Genomic DNA, 19,756 nt, shown 5'->3' on the forward strand with positions numbered 1-19,756 from the left:
GGTACCGCCCTTGACGCGACCCTTGGGGGCTTTTCGGTTACATCGCGATGCTGAACGAGGCGCGGGCCGAATAGGCCATGCCGCCGCCCTGGATCTTCTCGGCGCCGCCCGACAGCTTCCAGGTGTAGTCGAGCCCACCCTGGAGGATGCTGAGCGAGCCGACCCAGGCCGACTTCAGGTTTTCGGGCGTCAGCGTGTAGCTGTCGCCGGTGACGGTTTCGGCGGTGAGCTTGCCCAGTTCGCCAGCGAGGTGGCTGCGGCGGCCGCCTTCCAGCTCGACAGTGAACGGGCGACCTTCATAGCTCGACGCACCCGCGCTCCACGATGCGACCAGCGTGGTGTTGGCGTTGACCACACTCGAATTGCGGCCCGCGACGATGAGCGCCATCGCTTCGCTGCCGGTCTCGGTGTAATTGTTTTCGTGCAGGCGGTAGTACTCGATCGTCGCCTTGGGCTTGAGCGCGAAGCCGCTGCCGACGTCGAACTTGTACGATGCGCCGCCGCTGGCCGAGGCGAGCCAGCCCTTCCAGTCGCCGCTGGTGCTGTAGCTGAAATCGGTGCCCGAGGTCGTGCCGGTGAAGTCGCGGGTGGCCTTGAAGCTGTTCTTGGCGATGCTGCCGCGGGCAAAGGCGTAGAACGGGCCCTTGGCGAGGCGCCAGAACAGGCCGAGTTCGTAGCTGGTGCCCTTGACCGTCTGGTAATCGCCGGTCTTGGCATTCCCCGAGAAATACAGGAACGATGCACCGACATTGCCGAAGCCCAGATGGCGTTCGAGACCGAGCGAGATGCCGAAGCCGTCGGTCTTGAAGCCCGATCCGGTGGCGTCTGCCTGGCGGGTGCCGCGGTAGTAGATCGGTTCGAGCCAGCCGCCGAAGTCGCTGATCGTGAAGATCGAGGAATCATCGGTGACGTGCTGCGCGCCAAGGCGCGAGGCGCGGGTGACGAGATCGAAGGCACCGCCGTTGAACACCGGCAGCAGCTGCGCGAACTGGCTCTTGAGCGCATCGACGTCGGACACTTCGAGCAGGCTTGCCTGCAATGCGGAGTATTCCACGGCAGTATTGAGGATCGCGCCATAGGCGGAGGCCTGCGCGGCATTGAGGCCGAGCTGGTCTGCGGTCTTGCGCGAGATGGTCAGCAGCAGGTCATTGTTCTGCTGCGTCAACGTGCCGTTGTAGAGCACGGGCAGATCAAGTGCCGAGCTGGCGATGTTACTGGCCCCGGTAAGCGTGCCTGCGCTGAGCACGGTGTAAGTGCCTTCAGCCTCGGCAAGCGAGGAGACCGTGGCCGAAACCTTGGCGCCGCTGGCAAACGTCGCGGTGTCGGTCACGAGCTTCGAGCTGGTGCCGGTATCGCCATCGACATAGACGCGCAGAATGCCGTTCGCGCCGACGTTCAGCGCGTGGATCGTGGTGGTGCCGGTGGCGTTGGCGCCGAACGTGCCGCTGTTGACGTTCACCGTCAGCTGCGAACCGCCGGTGACCGAACCCAGCCAGCGCGCGCCGTCCGACAAAGTGGCGGTGACGAGCTGGTCGTTGGCAACGAGGTTGCCGGTAAAGCGTGAATTGCCGACCATCGTCAGCGTGCCGGTGCCGGTGCCGAAGTCGATGTTGCCGATCCACTTGGAATCGTCAGCCAGCTTTACCGTGTCGTTGCCTGCGCCGAGGTAGGCGTTGCCCGTCACCTTGCCACTTTCGATGTCCAGCGTGTCGTTGCCGGAGCCGGTATAGATGTTGCCGGTGATCGTGGTGTAGACGGTCGCGGTGTCGACGTTGTAGCCGCTCGCAGCCTTGTCCGTGGTCTGGCTGGCGGCATCCGTCGAGTTGAGCGACTGGGTGATCGTCACGCCCGAGGTGTTGGCCGAAAGGTCGATCGCGGCGAGCTTGTCCTCGCTCGATCCGGTGACGGTGATGTCGCCGGTGTTCTTGATCGTCGACAGCGTGCCCGACAGATCGCGGATGGCGTAGGATTCGCCGATGCCCGGTGAGCTGATCACCGCCTTGATCGTGCCGTCGTTGGTCAGGCTGGTGACCGTCGAGCCCGAATTGATCAGCAGCGCGATGGCCGAGGAATCGACCGTGGTCGCGGTGATCGAGCCGCTGACGCCGATGCCGTTGGTCAGGGTCACGTTGCCACCCTGGCCGCCGATGACCACGCCGCGCGCGTTGGTCGAGGAATAGTACGAGGACGCCGCGACCGACCCGTCGATGGCGAGCGAGAACGTGCCAAGGTTCGCTGCGACGCCGCCGATGGTCGTGTCGCTGGTGCCGCCGATCAGCAGGGCCGGGCTGTTGCCATAGGAGATGATCGAGCCGCTGGTCTGGTCGGTCGACGAGGTGCTGGCCGGCGCATAGACCCAGATGCCGCCCGCGACGTTGCCGCTGACTTCCACCGCCGCGACGCCGCTCTGCAGCGCGCTGCGCGACAGGGTGAGCGTGGAGCCGCCGTCGGTGGTCAGGCTGGTCGACTGGCGCAGCGTGCCGTTGATCTTGAGCAAGCCGCCGACGTCGCCGGCAACATCGAGCACTTGCGCGCCCTGGCCCACGACCGAGATCGTGCCGCCGACCGACAGGTTGCCGGTGACCGCCGCAGTGCGAATGCCGACGCTGTCGTCGCCGACGATGGTGATGGTGCCGGTGTGGGTCAGGCTGCCGTTCAGCGTCGAATCCACGGCGATGCCCGCCGAATCGAGGCCATCGACCGTGATCGTGCCGCTGCTGCTGATTGAGCCGGTGAGCGTGCCGCCCGAGGCGACGTGGATGCCATAGCGGTTCGAGACGGTGGCCAGCGGCCCGTCGGCGATGCTGTTGCTGTCCGCATCTGGCACCGAATAGGTCTGGGTGACGGTGATCGTGCCGCTGTTGTCGATCGTGGTCGAAACCGGCGCGATGAAGATGCCGGTGGCGTTGTCGACGGTGCCGGCGGTGATCGTGCCGCCGCTGGAGACGGTGACGGTGTTGGCCGAATCGACCGTGGCCGCAGCGCCGCTCGCAACCTTCAGGTTGCCACCGCTGGCGACCGTGATGTTGCCGGCGGTGGAGGTGGCCAGCGGGGTGGTGGAGGTGCTCGAAACAGTGGTGTCGGCCATCGCCGGGGCGGCTGCCGCCAGGCCTGCAGGAACCAGCGCGGCGGCGATCATCGCGCGCGCGGCGGTCGAGGAGAGGAAACAGTCGTGACGAAGGCGCTGCATCATTTATCCATCCGAAGAAGAGCCTGCGCACTGGTCTGGAGACGGGTGCGCAGGCCCAGTTGTTTCGTCAGCGCACCCCGCGGGGACTTTGCGAAGTGCGCAAAACAAGAGGTGGAAGCCGCACGGCTGGTCCGGGGGCGGTGCCGCACGACTTCCGCATGCCACAACGTGGCGGCCACATGGCCCCCTTCGACGACCCTGCAAAAAAATTGCGGGGGCCTGACTGCTTCGTAAATTTTCGGTTCAGGCGCCAAGGGCCAGCAAGCCTTCAAGCAAGGGGACTGCTACGGAGATTCCCTCATGCGCCACTGCCAGAGAACCGCTGCATGATGCTTCACGGCGATATCCAGCGCCACGCTGACCTGGTCGGCGAAGGCCTGTTCCCGACTGATGGCCCGGCGCCGCCACCCACCGGCGCTTCGCCCAAGAACGAACAGCGGCCGGCTGGCCCGCGAGCCGAGCTTGACGATACCGCGCTGATGACCCGCGTGGCCGATGGCGATGCCGCCGCCTTCGCGCTGATCGTCGATCGGCACGCGAGCACGCTCTATCGTGTCGCGATCCGCATGCTGGGCGATCCGCAGGAATCCGAGGATGTCGTCCAGGAGGCCTTCGCCCGGGTGTGGCAGCAGGCGCCGCGCTGGCAGCCGAGCGGGGCTGGGTTGGTCGGCTGGCTTCATCGGGTGACGATGAACCTGTGCTTCGATCGGAAGCGCCGCTTCCGCGTGGTGCTGACGCCCGAGCTTCCCGAACAGGTCGACACCAGCCCGCTCGCCGACGAGGCGATGGTTGCCCAGCAGGCGCGCAGCGAGGTCGCGCAGATTCTGGCGGGCCTGCCCGAACGCTATCGCGCGGCGCTGGTTCTGTGTTATTACGAAGGCATGTCGAACGCGCTTGCCGCCGAAGTCCTGGAGCTGAATATCAAGGCCATGGAGTCGCTGCTTTTCCGTGCGCGTCGGCACATGCGCGACCTTCTCGAGAAGCGCGACGTGCGTTGCGTCGATCTCGTTTCGGCGGGCCACGCCGCGTGAAGCGCACCCCGCCATCTTCACCACAGCTTGCCGAAGCCGGACTGGACCGGGCGCTTGACTTGCTTGGAACACCCGCCGTGCCAGCCGGACTTGCCGCGCGGATCACTGCCGAAGTCGTGCGCTTGCCGCAGCTGCCCGCTGAACCCGTTGCCGTGCTGCGGCCACGCGAAGCGCTGCCGCCGCTGCGCCCGTCGGCCGAGGTGACGCCAAGGCGCGCCCCGGCGCGACGCGTGGCGCGTTGGCAGATCGGCGTGGGCGCCGCGCTGGCCGCAAGCCTTGCCGCGATCGCGCTGGTCGGGCTGCCCAATCCGCAGGCAGACGCAGGCGTCAATGCAGACGTTGACGTCGCCGATTCATCGCAGGTCGCGGCCGCGCCGATCGCGGGTGCGCCGGTTACGGTCGCCCCGGCGCAGCAGGTTACCCTGGGGGCAGCCGCTCCTGTCCCGACGGCGCGTGGCACCAACCGTCAGGCTGCAACGCCGGCCGGCACCAGCAGCGCGCCCGGCAACGACGCCGCGACGCCGGAGACCCCGCTGGCGCCGCTCAAGGAACCAGCCCAGCCATCGGCGCTTGCTTCGGCAGACCCGGCCAAGCCGGTCGGCCCGGTTGCCGGACCCAGCGCCGAAGGCGCCGCGCCGGCGCTTGGCAGCCGTGGCCAGATGGGCCCGGCCCTGCCGCAGGGCTATGGCTATACCGGCGGTGCGCCGGGCAGCATTCCTTCGGGCGCGCCGGTCACCATGTCGGGTGGCCCTGGAAGCGCGCCCGCAGGTCCGGGCGGTCCCGGTGGCCCCGGGGGCGGAGCGCATCCGTTCTGAAGGACCGGGCTGGCGATCTGCGCGTTCCGCGATAAAGTCCCCCGATCGCAACGATCGACAAGGGATGATTCATGAGCGGACGAATATTGCTGGTCGAGGATGATCCGAAGATCAGCGACTACGTTGCTCAAGGGTTTTCCGAACAGGGTTTCGCGGTGGATCGCGCGGACAACGGCCGCGATGGCCTGTTCTTGGCCACCGACAGCCAGTTCGACGTGATCGTGCTCGACAAGATGCTTCCGGCGATGGACGGCCTTGCGGTGCTGCGCGCGCTGCGGGCGGCAGAGGTCGCGACACCGGTGCTGATGCTATCGGCACAAGGCAGCACCGATGATCGCATCGCCGGGTTGAACGCCGGCGCCGACGATTATCTGGGCAAGCCGTTCTCGTTCGCCGAGCTGCTCGCCCGGGTGCAGGCGCTGATGCGGCGTGGCGCGCACCAGCAGAAGGTGCAGGAAACCGCGCTGCGCTGCGGCGACCTCGAACTCGACCGGCTGACCCGGCAGGTCAAGCGTGGCACGCGCAAGATCGCGCTGCAGCCGCGCGAGTTCCGCTTGCTCGAATACCTCATGCTCCACCAAGGCGAGGTGGTGACGCGCACGATGCTGCTCGAATCGGTGTGGGACTATCACTTCGATCCAGGCACCAACGTCATCGACGTGCACATCAGCCGCCTGCGCCGCAAGATCGACGATGGCGAGGAAGTTGGCCTGTTCCATACGGTGCGCGGCGCCGGCTATCGCCTCGCCGCGGATTGAACCGGTGGTGATCAGGAAGGCCCTGCGCCGTCGATTTTCGCCCACGATGGTGCGGTTGGTCGGCGCGGTCTTCGTGTTGCAGCTGTTTTCGAACGCGGCGGCGATCTTCTTCCTGCGGACCCAGCTGGTTGAAGTCATCCAGGCCGACCGCGTGCGGCAGGTGGTCGACGTGCGCGACGACCTGCTGGCGGCTTATTACGACGGCGGGCGGGGCGAGCTTGCCGACTTCATCCTGGCCCGGCGCGGCAGCGCGGCCGATCCGACGGTGTTCGTCGCGTTGACCGGTGGGCAGGGCGCACCGGTGCTGTCGAACCTGGGCGCGTTGCCCAAGGTGCCTGTCGGGCCAAGGCCAGTGCGGGTGAAGGTGATCCACGGCGTGGGCCTGCCCCCGACCGACGGCGTTGCGCTGGCCGGAAAGCTGCCCGATGGCGAGACGCTGATCGTCGGCGTCGGCAGCAACAGCGACCGGCGCTTCGACCTTGCCTTCGCCACTGCGATCGGAGTGACGACGGCGGTGGCGATCGCGCTCGCGACGCTGAGCGCGGCACTGCTCGGCCTGGTCATCAGCCACCGCACGCACGAGATCGCCGAGACGGCAGCCGAGCTCGCCTCGGGCAATTTCGGCGCGCGCCTGCCGAGCGGGGAGGCGGGCGACGGGTTCGATCACCTGCGCGGGCAGATCAACCTGATGGCCGAACGCATCGACCAGCTGGTTTCGCAGCTTGCCGCGGTTTCGGGCGCACTGGCCCACGATCTGCGATCGCCCGTCACGCGGCTGACCGCCGCGATCGAGCGGGCCGGCACTCTGGTCGACGAGCCGCAGGCGATCGAAGCGCTGGAGGCCGCGCGTGCCGATGCAGATGGCCTGCGCACGATGCTGGAAACGGCGCTGGAGTTGAGCCGGCTCGAGGGCGGCGCGGTGACCGATCGGCGCGTACCGCTGGACCTTGCGCAGGTCGCCGAGGATCTCGTCGAGCTGTACGAGCCGCTGGCCGAGCAGGAGGGCGTGACTCTGGTTGCGCAGTTGCAGCCAGCGAGTGTGGTGGCCGACCGCGAGATGGTGTCGCGCGCGCTGTCCAACCTGATCGACAATGCGATGAAGTACGGCGGGCGCCACATCGTGGTGCGCACGCGCCGCGACGGGGCGCGGGGCGAGATCGCAGTGATCGACGATGGCCCGGGCATTGCGACCGAAGACCGCGCGCGGGTGGTCGAGCGGTTCGTGCGGCTCGACAACGCGCGGACAAGGCCGGGCGGCGGGCTCGGCCTTGCCATGGTCGCCGCCGTGGCGCGGCTGCACGGCGGCGAACTGCTGCTGGGCGAAGGCGACGTGGCGGGCGAGGACGGCGCACACGGCCTTTCAGCTACTCTCAGCCTACCCCGCTGAAGCTGCTGGCGCCGCGACGCGGCCAGTGCGTTCGAGCTTGCCCCAGCCAATACCGAGGCCCGACAGCGCCGCGCCGATCGCGCGGATGACGACGCCATACATCAGCTGGCGGTAGACGAAGCGCTGGGTCAGCAGCAGCAGCGGATGGAAGCGTTCCTCGCGCCGGTCGAGCCGGATGGCGACCCAGCCGCAGGCAAGGTCGATCGCGGTGAACACCGCCCAGTACAGCCCCATGCGCAGCACGTCGGTCTGCGTCTGGGCCCAGCCGTGCTGCATCACGCGGACGATGGTGCCGACGATCGAGATCCCGAGCGCCAGATCGATCAGCGGCGAGATCATCGCGAACACGATCTGGAACAACCAGGCCTGCGGCATGCCGACGAAGGCGAGACCCGAGGGACGCCGCTCGAGCAGGATCGAGCGGTGCTTCCACAGGCACTGCAGCGTGCCGAAGGCCCAGCGGAAGCGCTGCTTGCCAAGCGCGCGCAGGGTTTCGGGCGCTTCGGTCCAGGCGACCGCATCTTCGTCATAGGCGATGCGCCAGCCCTTGCGCTGGATCGCGATGGTCAGGTCCTGGTCCTCGGCCAGCGTGTCCTCGGGATAGCCGCCGACCGCATCGAGCGCGGCACGGCGCCAGGCGCCGACGGCACCGGGGACGACCATGATCGCATCGAAGCGGGTCAATGCGCGGCGTTCGATGTTCTGCGCGGTGACATATTCGACGCCCTGCCAGCGGGTGACGAGGTTGACCCGGTTGCCCACCTTGGCGTTGCCGGCAACCGCGCCGATCCTGGGATCGACGAACCAGCGCACCAGCCGCGCGATCGTGGCCGGTTCGAACTGGGTATCGGCATCGAGCGCGACGACGATCTCCCCGCTGGCGGCGGCCAGCGCGCGGTTGAGCGCCTTGGCCTTGCCGCCGTTGACCATCGTCATCAGCCGCACGCGCGGTTCGTCGCCGAAGGCCTGGGCCACGATCTCGCTGGTACGGTCCTTCGAACCGTCGTCGGCGACGATCACCTCGAGCCGGCCATAGTCGCTGCCGAGGATGCGGCGGACCGAGGCTTCGATCACGCGCTCTTCGTTGAACGCTGGGATGATGACGGTGACGAGCGGCTCCTCGCCCCAGGCGGCGGGGTTTTCCTCCGCCTCGGGCGGCTGGCGGCGGTTGGGCAGCAGGGCAAGCCCGGCCAGCCCGACTGCGCGGATCACGCCCAGCGCGATGGCGAAGAAGAACGTCCAGTTGAGGCCGGCGAGCACCAGCGCGAGCATCGAGAAGATCGCCACGTCGGCGCGCACCGCAGTGAGGTCCCAGCCGCCGACCTTGGGCATGACCGCATCGCGATCGAGCCCGGCGAGCGTTGAGACGGGAACGAGGCGGTAGCCATCGGCCTCGAGCCGCTGGATGATCTGGGGCAGGGCCTTGACCGTCTCGGCGCGATTGCCGCCGCCATCGTGGAGCAGCACGACGTTGGCGGTGCGATCCGCCGTCGCATTCTCGATGCCGGACACGGCGGCATCGGCGATGTCCTGCGCGTTCTTGACCTTCCAGTCGTTGGTGTCGGCGTGGAGCCCGACGATGGTGTAGCCCTGTTCCTGCGCGAGCAGTGCCGGGCCCAGTTCATCCGGCGTGGTCGGCTCGGCATCGCCGAAGTAGGGCGCGCGGAACAGGCGGGTGGACCGGCCGGTGTAGGCTTCGATCAGGCGCTGCGTGGCGTTGAGTTCCAGCTTCACGCCCGCCGGCGTTTCGTCCGCCATGTTGGGGTGGGTGTAGCTGTGGTTGCCGATCTCGTCGCCGTCGGCGTTGATCCGTTCGAGCAGGCCGCGGTTGCCGACGCCGTTTTCGCCGACGATGAAGAACGTGGCGGGCACGTTGTAGTGTTCCAGCACCGACAGGATCTTCGGCGTCCAGGTCGGATCCGGACCATCGTCGAAGGTCAGTGCGACGAGCTTTGGCCGGCTGCCGGTGCGGCGCACCACGTAAGGGGTGGGCAGGCTGACGTAGCGTTCGTTCGAGACGAGGCCGGACTTGGGATCGAACGCCACTTCGCGGCTGCCGCCCTGGGGCACGGCATCGACACGCAGGATCTCTCCATCGCCTTCGACGTCGACGTTGTTGGTCTGCGCGATCGCGCCGAAATCGGGGCGGACGGGCGAATGGCTGCGCCAGGAGCTGAGCGCCGTCCAGAAGCCGGGGTCTTCCGATCCCAGGCGCCACAGCGCGACGTTGCCGAGGCCGAGACGCGAAAGCATCTGCATCTGGTTCCAGCTTGCCGCGGCATCGAGCATCCACACGTCATGGCGGATGGGCGGCGTACCGGCGTTGTTGTCGGCATCGTCGGTATAGGCAAAGCCGGTGTTGCCGCTGGCCTTGTCCCACATCGGGACCGCGCCGCTGTCGTGCGCCGAAAGCCACGCTTCCTCGACCGTCAGGCTGTCGGCCTTGCCGTCGTGCCAGTCATAGCCATAGTTGCCCAGCGCAACGATCAGCTTCGAGCGATCGACGCCCTGGAGCTGCGCTGCCAAGTGCGAGGCGAACCAGCCCTGCGAGGCGATCGGGCCGCTCTGCCCGCCCTGCCAGTGTTCGTCATAGGCCATCAGCACGACCTTGTCGGCCACTTGCGCCAGCGCGCGTGCCGACCATTCCGGGCTGTCGATCGGCATCGTCACCGCGACGACACGGTGCGCCGGTGCAAGGCGCGCGTGAAGATCGGCCGCGAGATTGCGCACGCCGGCAACGCCCGTGTAGGGAAGGTTTTCGAAGTCGATCATCACGCCGCCATCGCCCGACTTGTCGAGCGCCTGCGCAACCTGGTCGGCCAGCGCGTGTCGGCGGGCCGGATTGGCCAGCAGCGCGGCGGTGCCGGTGCCGTCCCACGTGCCATCGACCACGTTCTGCAGCACCGGCACCACCAGCGGATGGTGCAGCGCGCTTGCCAGCACGCGGCGCATCGGCGCATCGTCCGTGACGTTGAGGCGGCCCTGGTGATCGATCGACATCAGCGTTGGGGCAAGCCAGTCGAGCTGGCCGACGTGGCGGGCAAGCACGGGCGCGCTGTTATCGGTCCACGATGTGTAGAAGCCGACCGTCAGCGCCGATCCCTTCGTCGCGGCCGCGTGGGTGCGATGCCCGCCAAGCAGATCGGCAAGCTTGCGCGAGATGCGGCTCACCTGCGTCTTGAGCGGCAGCGGCGCCATGCGTTCGAAACCCAGCGGCAAGGGCCGCGCCGCCGGAACGGTGACGACCGTGGTCGCGAAGACGAACGCCAGCACTACCAACAGCGCTAGCACGCCAAAGGCCGTGCGGCGCGTCAGTCGCCGGCGGCGTCCGGTGGGATCGAAGAAGATAGGGCGTGGCATCGGCGATTTCCCGGCGGGACCAGGCCGGTGCCTGATTCCGCAATCCAACATGACAAAGGCAAGGGTTGCCGACGCTCAGCGAATCAAAGCGGAGGAAGGCTGGCCCACTGTTGCGTCCCGATTGCCATCCCGCGCCGGTCGGGGCGGTGTCCGCGATCTGAAATTTTGGTCATCAAAGCCGCGTTCGATCACGACACAGTTGATCGGGATGATCTCAACCTATTGCCAAAAATGGATTTTCATGGCCCGTCTTGACCCACCTTCGGCCAGAGGGAGGATCCTCCAGGTCGTGTAGAACGAGGCATGATCGATTTCGACGCGATGGGCCCGCCCGATGGCGCGGCGCCGGCGGACAGCAGCGAAGCGCTGCCCGTTGGTGATCGTGAACGTCGGGAGGGGGTGACGGTGGGCATCCGGCGAAAGTGAATCGGAACAGGGGACCGTCTCGTTGCGATTCGTGCCGGCTGCTCACCGTCGAGGACCGAAATAGGCAACGAACTCATTCACCTGCGTGAGCGGAACATTACGGTTTGGCCATGGACCCGATCGTTCGACGCCATCGAATGGCGCGATCGACATTTTCATGGTGCTGGCCTGCATCGCGCTGGGCTAAGTCGCAGGCTCCACAGACAGGATTTCAGCCATGGCGACCCAGCCGGTATTCTTCCTTTCGCACGGGGGCGGTCCCTGGCCCTGGCTGGATGGGCCATTCCGCGAAGGTTTCGCGCTGCTGGAAGCCTCGCTTCGGGCGCTGCCTGCCATGCTGCCCGAACCACCCAAGGCGGTGCTGGTCATATCCGGCCACTGGGAGGAGCCGGGCTTTGCGGTGTCGAGCGCGCCGCGGCCGGGCATGGTCTATGACTATTTCGGCTTTCCCGAACACACCTACCACATCTCCTATCCTGCGCCGGGATCACCCGAAGTTGCGGCCCGCGTTGTCGAACTGGGCATGGCCGCGGGCATTCCGATCGGTGTCGATCCGACCCGCGGGTTCGATCATGGCACGTTCTCGATGCTCCAGCCGATCTATCCCGATGCGCAGGTGCCCGTCGTCAGCCTGGCGATGCGTGCGGACTACGATGTCGATGCGCACCTCGCGCTCGGCCGCGCGCTTGCCCCGCTGCGCGATGAAGGCGTGGTCGTCGTCGGATCGGGGTTCACCTTCCACAACCTCCGGCTGTTCAACCCCGAGGGGCGCCGCCCATCGGCCGCATTCGATGGCTGGCTGCGTCACGTGCTGACCGAAGTCTCGCCAGAGGAGCGCGAGCAGCAGTTGCAGGCCTGGGAAAGCGCGCCGTGCGCCCGCGAAGCCCACGCACGCGAGGATCACCTGATACCGCTGATGGTGGCGGTTGGCGCGGCGGGCGCCGATCCGGGCACCTGCATCTATGCGCAGGACGATCTGCGCGGCGGGATCACCGCGTCATCGTACCGCTTTTCGCAGGACACGACGCCGAGCGTGCACGACCTGCTGCGCAAGGCCCACCACGCCCTCTAGGCCGTAAACTCATAAACCACTCCGTCGAGGCGTCGAAATGACGAACGCATCGGGCCAAGGCGCCCGCCGGGAGGGCTGGTTGCCCTTCCAAGGGCGGCTTGGTTCGAGACGGAAGTCATTTCGACGTCCTTCGGATTTGACCAAAACGGCCATCTGCCGCGTCAGTCGGGCTGGAAATATCGACATATTCCTGCGCCCTTCTTCCTTGCACCTGGCCGTTTTGCCTCAAACCTCGACGGTGCGGTTTATGAGTTTACGGCCTAGTCATCGTCGAGCCTGCGCCCCATCGTGACCACGGCATTTTCTTCATAGCCAAGCGCGGCATAGAATGCCTTGGTCGCGATGTTGTCGTGCCGGACCATGAACATGATCTTGGGGCAGCGGCGTGCCTTGAGCCACTGTTCGGCGGCGGCCATCAGTGCCGCGCCGATCCCGGCGCGACGCTGCGCGGGATCGACGCCGAGATAGTAGACCCAGCCTCGATGGCCATCGAAGCCCACCATCACGGCGCCTGCGAGCGCGCCGTCGGTTTCGGCAAGCAAGACATCGCTCGTCTCGTTGGCAAGGGCGAGGCGGAAATCGGCGTTGGCATCGTTCCACGGGCGGGTCAGGCCAGCGGCCTGCCACAGTGCGACGGTGGGCGCTTCGTCGCCGGGAAGGGCGGTGCGGATGGTCATGCGTCTCGTGCTCTTTCGCCAAAGCCGATGAGGAAGCGCAAAGGCTGCGCCTTTGCAACCCTGCGCCGCGCCTTGTAAGGGGCGGCATGTCCACCCATTCCGATCGTGCCTGGCTAGACGAGGCGATCCGCCGCATCGCGGCCGACTACAACCGTTCGGCCGATACGCACCTGATCCGTGTCGAACTCCCGCGCTATCCGGGGATCGACCTCTATCTCAAGGACGAGAGCTCGCATCCGACCGGCAGCCTCAAGCACCGGCTGGCGCGTTCGCTGTTCCTCTATGCGCTGTGCAATGCCAGGATCGGGCCGGACACCTGCGTGATCGAGGCGTCTTCGGGATCGACCGCAGTGTCGGAAGCCTATTTCGCGCGGATGCTGGGCCTGCGCTACATCGCGGTCGTGCCCGCGACGACGGCCGAGGCCAAGCTCGAGGCGATCCGCTTCCAGGGCGGCGAGATCCACAAGGTCGACGATGCGCGGACCGTCTATGCAGAGGCCGAGCGGCTCGCGGTCGAAACCCGGGGCATCTATCTCGACCAGTTCACCAATGCCGAGCGCGCCACCGATTGGCGCGGCAACAACAACATCGCCGAAAGCATCTTCGCGCAGATGGCGCAGGAAGCGCACGCAATTCCGGCATGGATCGTGTGTGGTGCGGGGACGGGCGGCACTTCGGCGACGATCGGGCGCTTCATCCGCTACCGCGCGCACGCCACACGGCTGTGCGTGGCCGATCCGCAAGCCTCGGTGTTCCACCGCCACTTCGCCGATCGCAGCGTGACCGGCCTTCCGCCGGGCGAAGCGTGCTGCATCGAAGGCATCGGCCGGCCGCGCGTCGAACCGAGCTTCGTGCCCGAAGTGATCGACCGGATGATCGCCGTGGCCGACGCCGACAGCATCGGTGCGATGCGCGCGCTGTCGCAGGCGCTGGGGCGCAGGGTCGGCGGCTCGACCGGCACCAACATCGTCGCCTGTGCGCAGATCGTGCGGGAAATGGCGGCGCGTGGGGAAACCGGCAGCGTGGTGACGCTGCTGTGCGATGGCGGCGATCGCTATGCCACGACCTACTACGACGATGCCTGGCTCGCTGCGCGGGCAATCGATTGGCAGCCGGCGGCGGGGGACATAACGGATCTGCTGGCGGGGTGAGGGGGCCTCGGCTCGGGGTTCAGTCCTGCGGAGGCGCCTTGATCATCTGGGCTTCGAGCACGGCGCGAAGGGCTGGCGAAAGCGGCGAAGAGCCGCTGGCATCGGCCTGCACGAAAACCGTCGTGCACAGTCCGGCGCAGCGTCCGCCCTGGATCAACGCCTGGCCGATCTCGTATGACGAAGTGCCGATGCGCAGGATGCCGGTGCGGATCTCGACCGTCTCGTCATCGCGGTGGAAGACTTCGGCGAGGTAACTCACCCGGCTGTCGGCGGTGACGATGCGGCCGCGGCCGTGCGCGGCGCCCAGCGATTCGCCGCTGGCGGCGTTCGTCGCGTTGAAGATCGCGCGCGAAAAGCGCGAGCGCGCTTCGTCGTAGTATCCGGCGACCGCGATGTTGTTGACATGCCGCAGCATGTCTTCGTCGGTATAACGCGTCTGGATCTGGCAGACGTGCGGGTAGATCGCGGGATCGAGCCGCCAGGCGGGGGGCTTCATGGGTGTGTCCTTACTCCCACTCGATCGTGCCGGGCGGCTTGCTGGTGTAGTCGTAGACCACGCGGTTGATGCCCTTGACCTCGTTGACGATGCGAGTCGCCACGCGGCTGAGGAAGGCGGCATCGAACGGGTAGATGTCGGCGGTCATGCCGTCGGTGCTGGTGACGGCGCGCAGCGCGCAAACGCTGTCATAAGTGCGGAAATCGCCCATCACGCCCACGGTCTTGACCGGCAGCAGCACGGCGAAGGCCTGCCAGATGGCATCGTAGAGCCCGGCGTTGCGGATCTCCTCGAGGTAGATCGCGTCGGCCTTGCGCAGGATGTCGCAGCGTTCGCGCGTCACCTCGCCGGGAATGCGGATGGCGAGGCCCGGCCCGGGGAAGGGGTGGCGGCCGACGAACACGTCGGGCAGACCCAACTCGCGGCCCAGCGCGCGCACTTCGTCCTTGAACAGCTCGCGAAGCGGTTCGACCAGCTTCATGTTCATGCGTTCGGGCAGCCCGCCGACGTTGTGGTGGCTCTTGATCGTGACCGAAGGCCCGCCGGTGAAGCTGACCGATTCGATCACGTCGGGATAGAGCGTGCCCTGCGCAAGGAAGTCCGCGCCGCCGACCTGACGGGCTTCTGCCTCGAACACGTCGATGAAGGTCTTGCCGATGAACTTGCGCTTGGCTTCCGGGTCGGTGACACCGGCAAGGCCGCCGAGGAACAGCGGCGAGACGTCCTTGTGCACCAGCGGGATGTTGTAGTGGTTGCGGAACAGGCTGACGACCTGCTCGGCCTCGCCCATGCGCATCAGGCCGTGGTCGACGAACACGCAGGTCAGCTGGTCGCCGATCGCTTCGTGGATCAGCACGGCGGCAACGGCCGAATCGACACCACCCGAAAGGCCGCAGATCACGCGGCTGTCGCCCACCTGCTCGCGGATTTCGGCGATCTTGGTCTTGCGGAACTCGGCCATGGTCCATTCGCCGGTGCAGCCGCAGACGTGGCGCACGAAGTTGGCGATCAGCCTGCCCCCATCGGGCGTGTGAACCACTTCGGGGTGGAACTGCGTGCCGTAGTAGCGCTTCTCGTCGTTGGCCACGACGGCGAAGTGCGCGCCGTCCGACATCGCGACCGTGCGGAAGCCTGGCGCGAACTGGGTCACCTTGTCCTCGTGGCTCATCCACACCTGGTGGCGCTCGCCCACGGCCCAAAGCCCGTCGAACAGTACGCACGGCTCCGTCACGGTCAGGAACGTCCGGCCGAACTCGCCCGAATCGCCGGGTTCGACCGTGCCACCCAACTGGTGGCTCATCACCTGCTGGCCATAGCAGATGCCCAGGATCGGCAGGCCGCTGTCGAACAGCACCTGCGGGGCGCGGGGGCTGCCATCGGCGGGCACGCTGGCGGGCGATCCCGACAGGATGATGCCCTTCGGCTTCATCCGGTGGAACGCAGCCTCGGCCTGCGTGAAGGGGGCGATCTCGGAATAGACGCCCGCTTCGCGCACGCGGCGGGCGATCAGCTGCGTGACCTGGCTGCCGAAGTCGACGATCAGGATCGATTCTGAAGGCTGGATGCTCATGGCTGGCCGATAATGAGAGCGGTTGCGGCTGTCCAGAGACGAGAGCGGCGTTGCACCGCCGGTTTTGCGCATACGGTTGCATTTGTGCGGTTGCAAATCCTGCAACTCACCCCGCTTTGTTCGCATTTGCAGCATACGCCAAAAAGCGTATTTGCGGCCTCGTTCCGAACGCTCCTGCAATCCACCACCCTGCCGGCGCCGACGAACTGGGAGACTGCCTGGGAGTGCCTTCAACAGGAGGACACTATGCGCAGCATCGCTTCTTACGTGCTGCCGATCATCGTTGCCGCTGGTGTCAGCGGCATGATGTTCACCGCGACGCTCGTCTGAGCTTGTCGCGGTGCCCGGCACTGAACAATCAAAACGGCTGCCCTGAACCTTGGGGCAGCCGTTTTGCTTTGTGCCGCACCTGTGACTAGCTTGGCTTGCGTGACCGTCACCCGCTTTGCCCCCAGCCCCAACGGGCCGCTCCATCTCGGCCATGCCTGGTCCGCGATCGTGGGGCATGATCGCGCCAAGGCCGATGGAGGTGAATTCCTGCTGCGAATCGAGGATATCGACGGCGCGCGCAGCCGGGCGGACCTGGCCGACGAATTCCGCCGCGATCTCGAATGGCTGCGACTCGATTATCGTGAAGTCGCTCCCCAATCGCAGCGCGTAGCCACTTACCGCGACGCGGCCGATTCGCTGCGGGCGATGGGCCTGCTCTATCCCTGCCGCTGCACCCGGGCCGAAATCGCCGCTGCGGCAACGCGCATGGGCCCCGATGGGCCGGTCTACCCCCAGACGTGCCTGCATCGTCCGATCGCACCGGGTCCCGGCGTGGTCTGGCGGCTCGATGTGGAACAGGCGGCGGACCTGTGCGGCCAGCTGACCTGGACCGACGAGCGGCGCGGAGAACAGGTGGCGCGGCCCGAATTGTTCGGCGACGTCGTGCTCTGGCGCAAGGATGCGCCGGCAAGCTATCACCTTGCCGCCACGATCGACGATGCGGCGGACGGTATCACCTGCGTAACCCGTGGCCTGGACCTGTTCCACGCCACCCACATCCACCGGCTGCTGCAGGCCTTGCTCGGGATCGAACCACCGGTGTGGCACCATCACGCGCTGCTGGTCGAGGCAGACGGGCGCAAGCTTGCCAAGCGGCGCGATGCCCCGGCGCTGGCCGAACGGCGGCTTGCCGGCGAAGACGGGCGGTCGGTAGCAGCGGAACTGCGCCATGGTCTTTTGGACACTGGCATTTCCTTTGCCGACACCCTACTTCTTGACGCATGACCTACGTCCTTGTCCCGCTCCTGCTCATCTTCATGGGCCTTGCCGTCTACTCGCTGGTGCGGGGGATCGTGGCGTTCCTCAACACGACCCGCGAGGGGCTCGAACGCGGTGACGAGGGCATCAAGGAAATGCAGATGCTGCAGAACAAGATGATGTTCAACCGCATCAAGTACCAAGGCCTTGCCGTCGCCGTGGTTGCCATCCTTCTTGCGGTGGCGCGCTGACACGAACGGCGCTAGGCGCTGCGTCATGGTCAAGCTCAACAAGATTTACACGCGCACCGGGGACAACGGCACGACGGGCCTCGTCGACGGCTCGCGCCGGGCCAAGTGCGATGCGCGCATGCACGCGATCGGCGAAGTCGATGAACTGAACAGCGCCATCGGCCTTGCCGCCGTTGTAGCGGAAGCAGCGACTGCGAAGGACCTGCACCGTATCCAGAACGACCTGTTCGACCTCGGTGCGGACCTCGCCACGCCGGGTGAGGACTTCACCCCGTCCGAAATGGTGCTGCGGGTGATCCCGGCGCAGGTCGAATGGCTCGAGCGCGCGATCGACCTGCTCAACGAAAACCTGCCGCCGCTCACCAGCTTCATCCTGCCCGGTGGCAGCGAAGCGGCCGCCCGTGTCCACCTTGCGCGCTCGATCGCCCGTCGCGCAGAGCGCGCCGGCGTGGCGCTTGCGCAGGCCGAGCCGGTCAATCCGGCGGCGCTCGGCTACCTCAACCGACTGTCCGACTACCTGTTCGTGCTCGCCCGCGCGACGAATGCCGGCAACGACCCGCTGTGGGTTCCAGGCGCCTCGCGCGGCTGAACCTTGCTCCTGATTGCTATCGCTGGCGCCGAAAGCTAATCCGCGCTCCGTTTCAGTGGAGGGCAGTGCGATGCAGACGGTAGCGGTGATCGGTGCGGGCCAGATGGGTTCGGGCATTGCGCAAGTGGTGGCGCAGGCGGGGCTCAAGGTGCTCCTGTCCGACGTCAGCGTCGAACTTGCCGAAAATGCCAAGGCGAAGATCGCCAAGGGCCTGCTGAGGCTGGTTCAAAAGGACAAGATCACCGAAAGTGCCGTCGCCGAGGCGCTCTCACTGATCGTGCCGGTGGGCGACTACGCACCGATGGCGGAGGCCGACCTCATCATCGAGGCCGCGACCGAGCGCGAGGAGATCAAGCACCGCATTTTCGAAGCCGCGGGCAAGGTGCTGGCCCCCGGTGCGATCATGGCATCGAACACCAGCTCGATTCCGATCACCCGCATGGCGGTGTCCTCGCCCGATCCGGCGCGCTTCATCGGGGTGCATTTCTTCAACCCGGTGCCGGTGATGAAACTGGTCGAAGTCATTCCCGGCCTTGCGACGTCGCGCGAAACTGTCGCGGCGGTGAAGGGGTTCGTCGCGCGGCTGGGCAAGGAAGCGGTGCAGTCCGAGGACGAGGCGGGGTTCATCGTCAACCGCATCCTCGTGCCCATGCTCAACGAAGCCTGCTTCGTGCTGGGTTCCGGCACGGCCAGCGTGGCCGATATCGACAAGGGCTGCAGGCTCGGCCTCAACCACCCGATGGGGCCGCTCGAACTCGCCGACTTCATCGGGCTCGACACCTGTCTCGAGATCATGCGCGTGATCCACGCCAGCACCGGGGATTCGAAGTATCGCCCGGCCCCGCTGCTCGCCAAGTATGTCGAGGCGGGCTGGCTGGGGCGCAAGAGTGGCAAGGGCTTCTACGATTATTCGGGCGAAACGCCGGTCCCCACCCGCTGAGTGCGGGGCACAAGGGAACGGCGCGCCCGGGCAGGCGTAGTCTCCGCACAAAGGAGACACACCCCATGTCCGGCAACAAACCGATCGACACCGCCAGCAACGATGCGGGCGAGAACTTCGACGAGCGCGACCTTGCGCCCGAGGCGCACAACGCCGAGCAGGACGACGAACAGGCACAGGCGCAGACCCTGGCTGACGAGGCGATCGGCCGCGCGACGAGCGTGTTCGGCGAAAACGACGAATCCGACCGCGCCCGTGGCGGCCTGGGTGACGAACCGGGATCGGACACCCCCGATCTGGTCGATCACATGAAGCAGATGGTCACGTCGGGCCGCATCGACATGGACGCCTTCCGCGGAGAGCGGAGCGACGATGACGAGGAGGCGATGTACGGCGAACAAGGCATCGACGACGACACTCCGCGTGGCGCCGAGTGAAGTCCTGCTATTGAGGGGGAGCGTCGATCGGGGCGGTCTGTTCCGCCCCGTTCGGCAGATCGCCGACTTGCGAGGTGACGTCGCGACCGTGATCGTAGACTCTGACCTCGTACCGCTTCTGTCCGGACTGATCGGGATCTTCGCTGGCCGGCGGCTGGTCTTCCGCAGCCCAGCGGGCGAAGCTTGCATGGGCATCTTCGCTGGGAGCGGCCTTGGGGGCAGGCGGTGCGGTGATCGAACGCGATGCGAAGCCGAATAGGCCCGCCACGAACAGGACGCAAAGCAGCATCGCGGCCCAGCGGTTGCGAAACAGGAAGTCCATTTCTCGTCGATCCGTCGCAGTTTTCCGGCCTGGCAG

Annotated in this window: 19 protein-coding genes; 13 read left to right on the forward strand and 6 right to left on the reverse strand. The window is 66.7% G+C overall.

Translation table 11 applies throughout. The annotated features are described in order from the left end of the window. Positions 1-37: 37 nt before the first annotated feature. Positions 38-3,190, reverse strand: a complete 3,153-nt coding sequence (locus tag HHL27_RS15935; RefSeq protein ID WP_240959906.1) for an autotransporter domain-containing protein — start codon at positions 3,188-3,190, stop codon at positions 38-40. Positions 3,191-3,516: 326 nt separating this feature from the next. Between HHL27_RS15935 and HHL27_RS15940 the strand changes: the two genes are divergently transcribed. From HHL27_RS15940 to HHL27_RS15955, 4 genes are all read left to right on the forward strand, one after another. Next, positions 3,517-4,221 (forward strand): RNA polymerase sigma factor, encoded by a 705-nt coding sequence (locus HHL27_RS15940; RefSeq protein WP_240959908.1) that lies wholly within the window; start codon positions 3,517-3,519, stop codon positions 4,219-4,221. Further along, positions 4,218-5,036, forward strand: a complete 819-nt coding sequence (locus HHL27_RS15945; RefSeq protein ID WP_206069658.1) for a hypothetical protein — start codon at positions 4,218-4,220, stop codon at positions 5,034-5,036. The genes HHL27_RS15940 and HHL27_RS15945 overlap by 4 nt, the downstream gene beginning before the upstream one ends. A gap of 71 nt (positions 5,037-5,107) precedes the next feature. Further along, positions 5,108-5,794 carry a winged helix-turn-helix domain-containing protein gene (locus tag HHL27_RS15950; protein ID WP_169494382.1) on the forward strand — a complete coding sequence of 229 codons (687 nt, stop codon included), beginning with the start codon at positions 5,108-5,110 and terminating at the stop codon, positions 5,792-5,794. A gap of 7 nt (positions 5,795-5,801) precedes the next feature. Continuing rightward, positions 5,802-7,181, forward strand: coding sequence for a sensor histidine kinase (locus tag HHL27_RS15955; RefSeq protein WP_338114924.1), 1,380 nt, complete (start codon positions 5,802-5,804; stop codon positions 7,179-7,181). On the opposite strand, the gene HHL27_RS15960 is transcribed toward HHL27_RS15955, so the two are convergent. After that, positions 7,170-10,541: a trifunctional glycoside hydrolase family 18/polysaccharide deacetylase/glycosyltransferase family 2 protein gene (locus HHL27_RS15960; protein WP_169494383.1), complete on the reverse strand. Its 3,372-nt coding sequence runs from the start codon at positions 10,539-10,541 to the stop codon at positions 7,170-7,172. The genes HHL27_RS15955 and HHL27_RS15960 overlap by 12 nt on opposite strands. 303 nt (positions 10,542-10,844) lie before the next feature. On the opposite strand from HHL27_RS15960, the gene HHL27_RS22730 reads away from it, so the two are divergent. Continuing rightward, entirely contained in the window at positions 10,845-10,967 is a 123-nt protein-coding gene (locus HHL27_RS22730) for a hypothetical protein (RefSeq protein WP_277350583.1), read from the forward strand. 217 nt (positions 10,968-11,184) lie between these two features. Next, positions 11,185-12,039 carry a DODA-type extradiol aromatic ring-opening family dioxygenase gene (locus HHL27_RS15965; RefSeq protein ID WP_169494384.1) on the forward strand — a complete coding sequence of 285 codons (855 nt, stop codon included), beginning with the start codon at positions 11,185-11,187 and terminating at the stop codon, positions 12,037-12,039. A 260-nt stretch (positions 12,040-12,299) separates the two neighbouring features. Here HHL27_RS15965 and HHL27_RS15970 read toward each other — a convergent pair whose 3' ends face one another. After that, positions 12,300-12,716 (reverse strand): GNAT family acetyltransferase, encoded by a 417-nt coding sequence (locus HHL27_RS15970; protein ID WP_169494385.1) that lies wholly within the window; start codon positions 12,714-12,716, stop codon positions 12,300-12,302. A gap of 86 nt (positions 12,717-12,802) precedes the next feature. Between HHL27_RS15970 and HHL27_RS15975 the strand changes: the two genes are divergently transcribed. After that, positions 12,803-13,867, forward strand: coding sequence for a PLP-dependent cysteine synthase family protein (locus HHL27_RS15975; protein ID WP_169494386.1), 1,065 nt, complete (start codon positions 12,803-12,805; stop codon positions 13,865-13,867). A gap of 19 nt (positions 13,868-13,886) precedes the next feature. Here the strand turns inward: HHL27_RS15975 and HHL27_RS15980 are convergent, their stop codons facing one another. Then, positions 13,887-14,363 (reverse strand): acyl-CoA thioesterase, encoded by a 477-nt coding sequence (locus HHL27_RS15980; RefSeq protein WP_169494387.1) that lies wholly within the window; start codon positions 14,361-14,363, stop codon positions 13,887-13,889. Between the two features lie 10 nt (positions 14,364-14,373). Continuing rightward, positions 14,374-15,933 carry a glutamine-hydrolyzing GMP synthase gene (guaA, locus tag HHL27_RS15985; RefSeq protein WP_169494388.1) on the reverse strand — a complete coding sequence of 520 codons (1,560 nt, stop codon included), beginning with the start codon at positions 15,931-15,933 and terminating at the stop codon, positions 14,374-14,376. A gap of 12 nt (positions 15,934-15,945) precedes the next feature. Between guaA and HHL27_RS15990 the strand changes: the two genes are divergently transcribed. The 6 genes from HHL27_RS15990 (at position 15,946) to HHL27_RS16015 (ending at position 19,398) form a co-directional block, all read left to right on the forward strand. Beyond that, on the forward strand, positions 15,946-16,263 hold the full coding sequence (locus tag HHL27_RS15990; RefSeq protein WP_169494389.1) for a hypothetical protein: 318 nt from the start codon (positions 15,946-15,948) through the stop codon (positions 16,261-16,263). Positions 16,264-16,362: 99 nt separating this feature from the next. Next, a complete protein-coding gene (gene gluQRS / locus HHL27_RS15995; RefSeq protein WP_169494390.1) occupies positions 16,363-17,208 on the forward strand; it encodes a tRNA glutamyl-Q(34) synthetase GluQRS in 846 nt (281 codons plus the stop codon). Then, positions 17,205-17,432: an HIG1 domain-containing protein gene (locus tag HHL27_RS16000; protein ID WP_169494391.1), complete on the forward strand. Its 228-nt coding sequence runs from the start codon at positions 17,205-17,207 to the stop codon at positions 17,430-17,432. The genes gluQRS and HHL27_RS16000 overlap by 4 nt, the downstream gene beginning before the upstream one ends. Before the next feature lie 25 nt (positions 17,433-17,457). After that, positions 17,458-18,021: a cob(I)yrinic acid a,c-diamide adenosyltransferase gene (locus HHL27_RS16005; protein WP_169494392.1), complete on the forward strand. Its 564-nt coding sequence runs from the start codon at positions 17,458-17,460 to the stop codon at positions 18,019-18,021. Between the two features lie 70 nt (positions 18,022-18,091). Beyond that, positions 18,092-18,961, forward strand: a complete 870-nt coding sequence (locus HHL27_RS16010; RefSeq protein ID WP_169494393.1) for a 3-hydroxyacyl-CoA dehydrogenase NAD-binding domain-containing protein — start codon at positions 18,092-18,094, stop codon at positions 18,959-18,961. A gap of 65 nt (positions 18,962-19,026) precedes the next feature. Next, complete coding sequence (locus HHL27_RS16015; protein WP_169494394.1) at positions 19,027-19,398, forward strand: hypothetical protein; 372 nt, start codon at positions 19,027-19,029, stop codon at positions 19,396-19,398. A 7-nt stretch (positions 19,399-19,405) separates the two neighbouring features. Here HHL27_RS16015 and HHL27_RS16020 read toward each other — a convergent pair whose 3' ends face one another. Continuing rightward, on the reverse strand, positions 19,406-19,720 hold the full coding sequence (locus HHL27_RS16020; protein WP_169494395.1) for a hypothetical protein: 315 nt from the start codon (positions 19,718-19,720) through the stop codon (positions 19,406-19,408). Positions 19,721-19,756 lie beyond the last annotated feature (36 nt).

This window comes from Novosphingobium olei, assembly GCF_012927405.1.
Classification (GTDB): domain Bacteria; phylum Pseudomonadota; class Alphaproteobacteria; order Sphingomonadales; family Sphingomonadaceae; genus Novosphingobium; species Novosphingobium olei.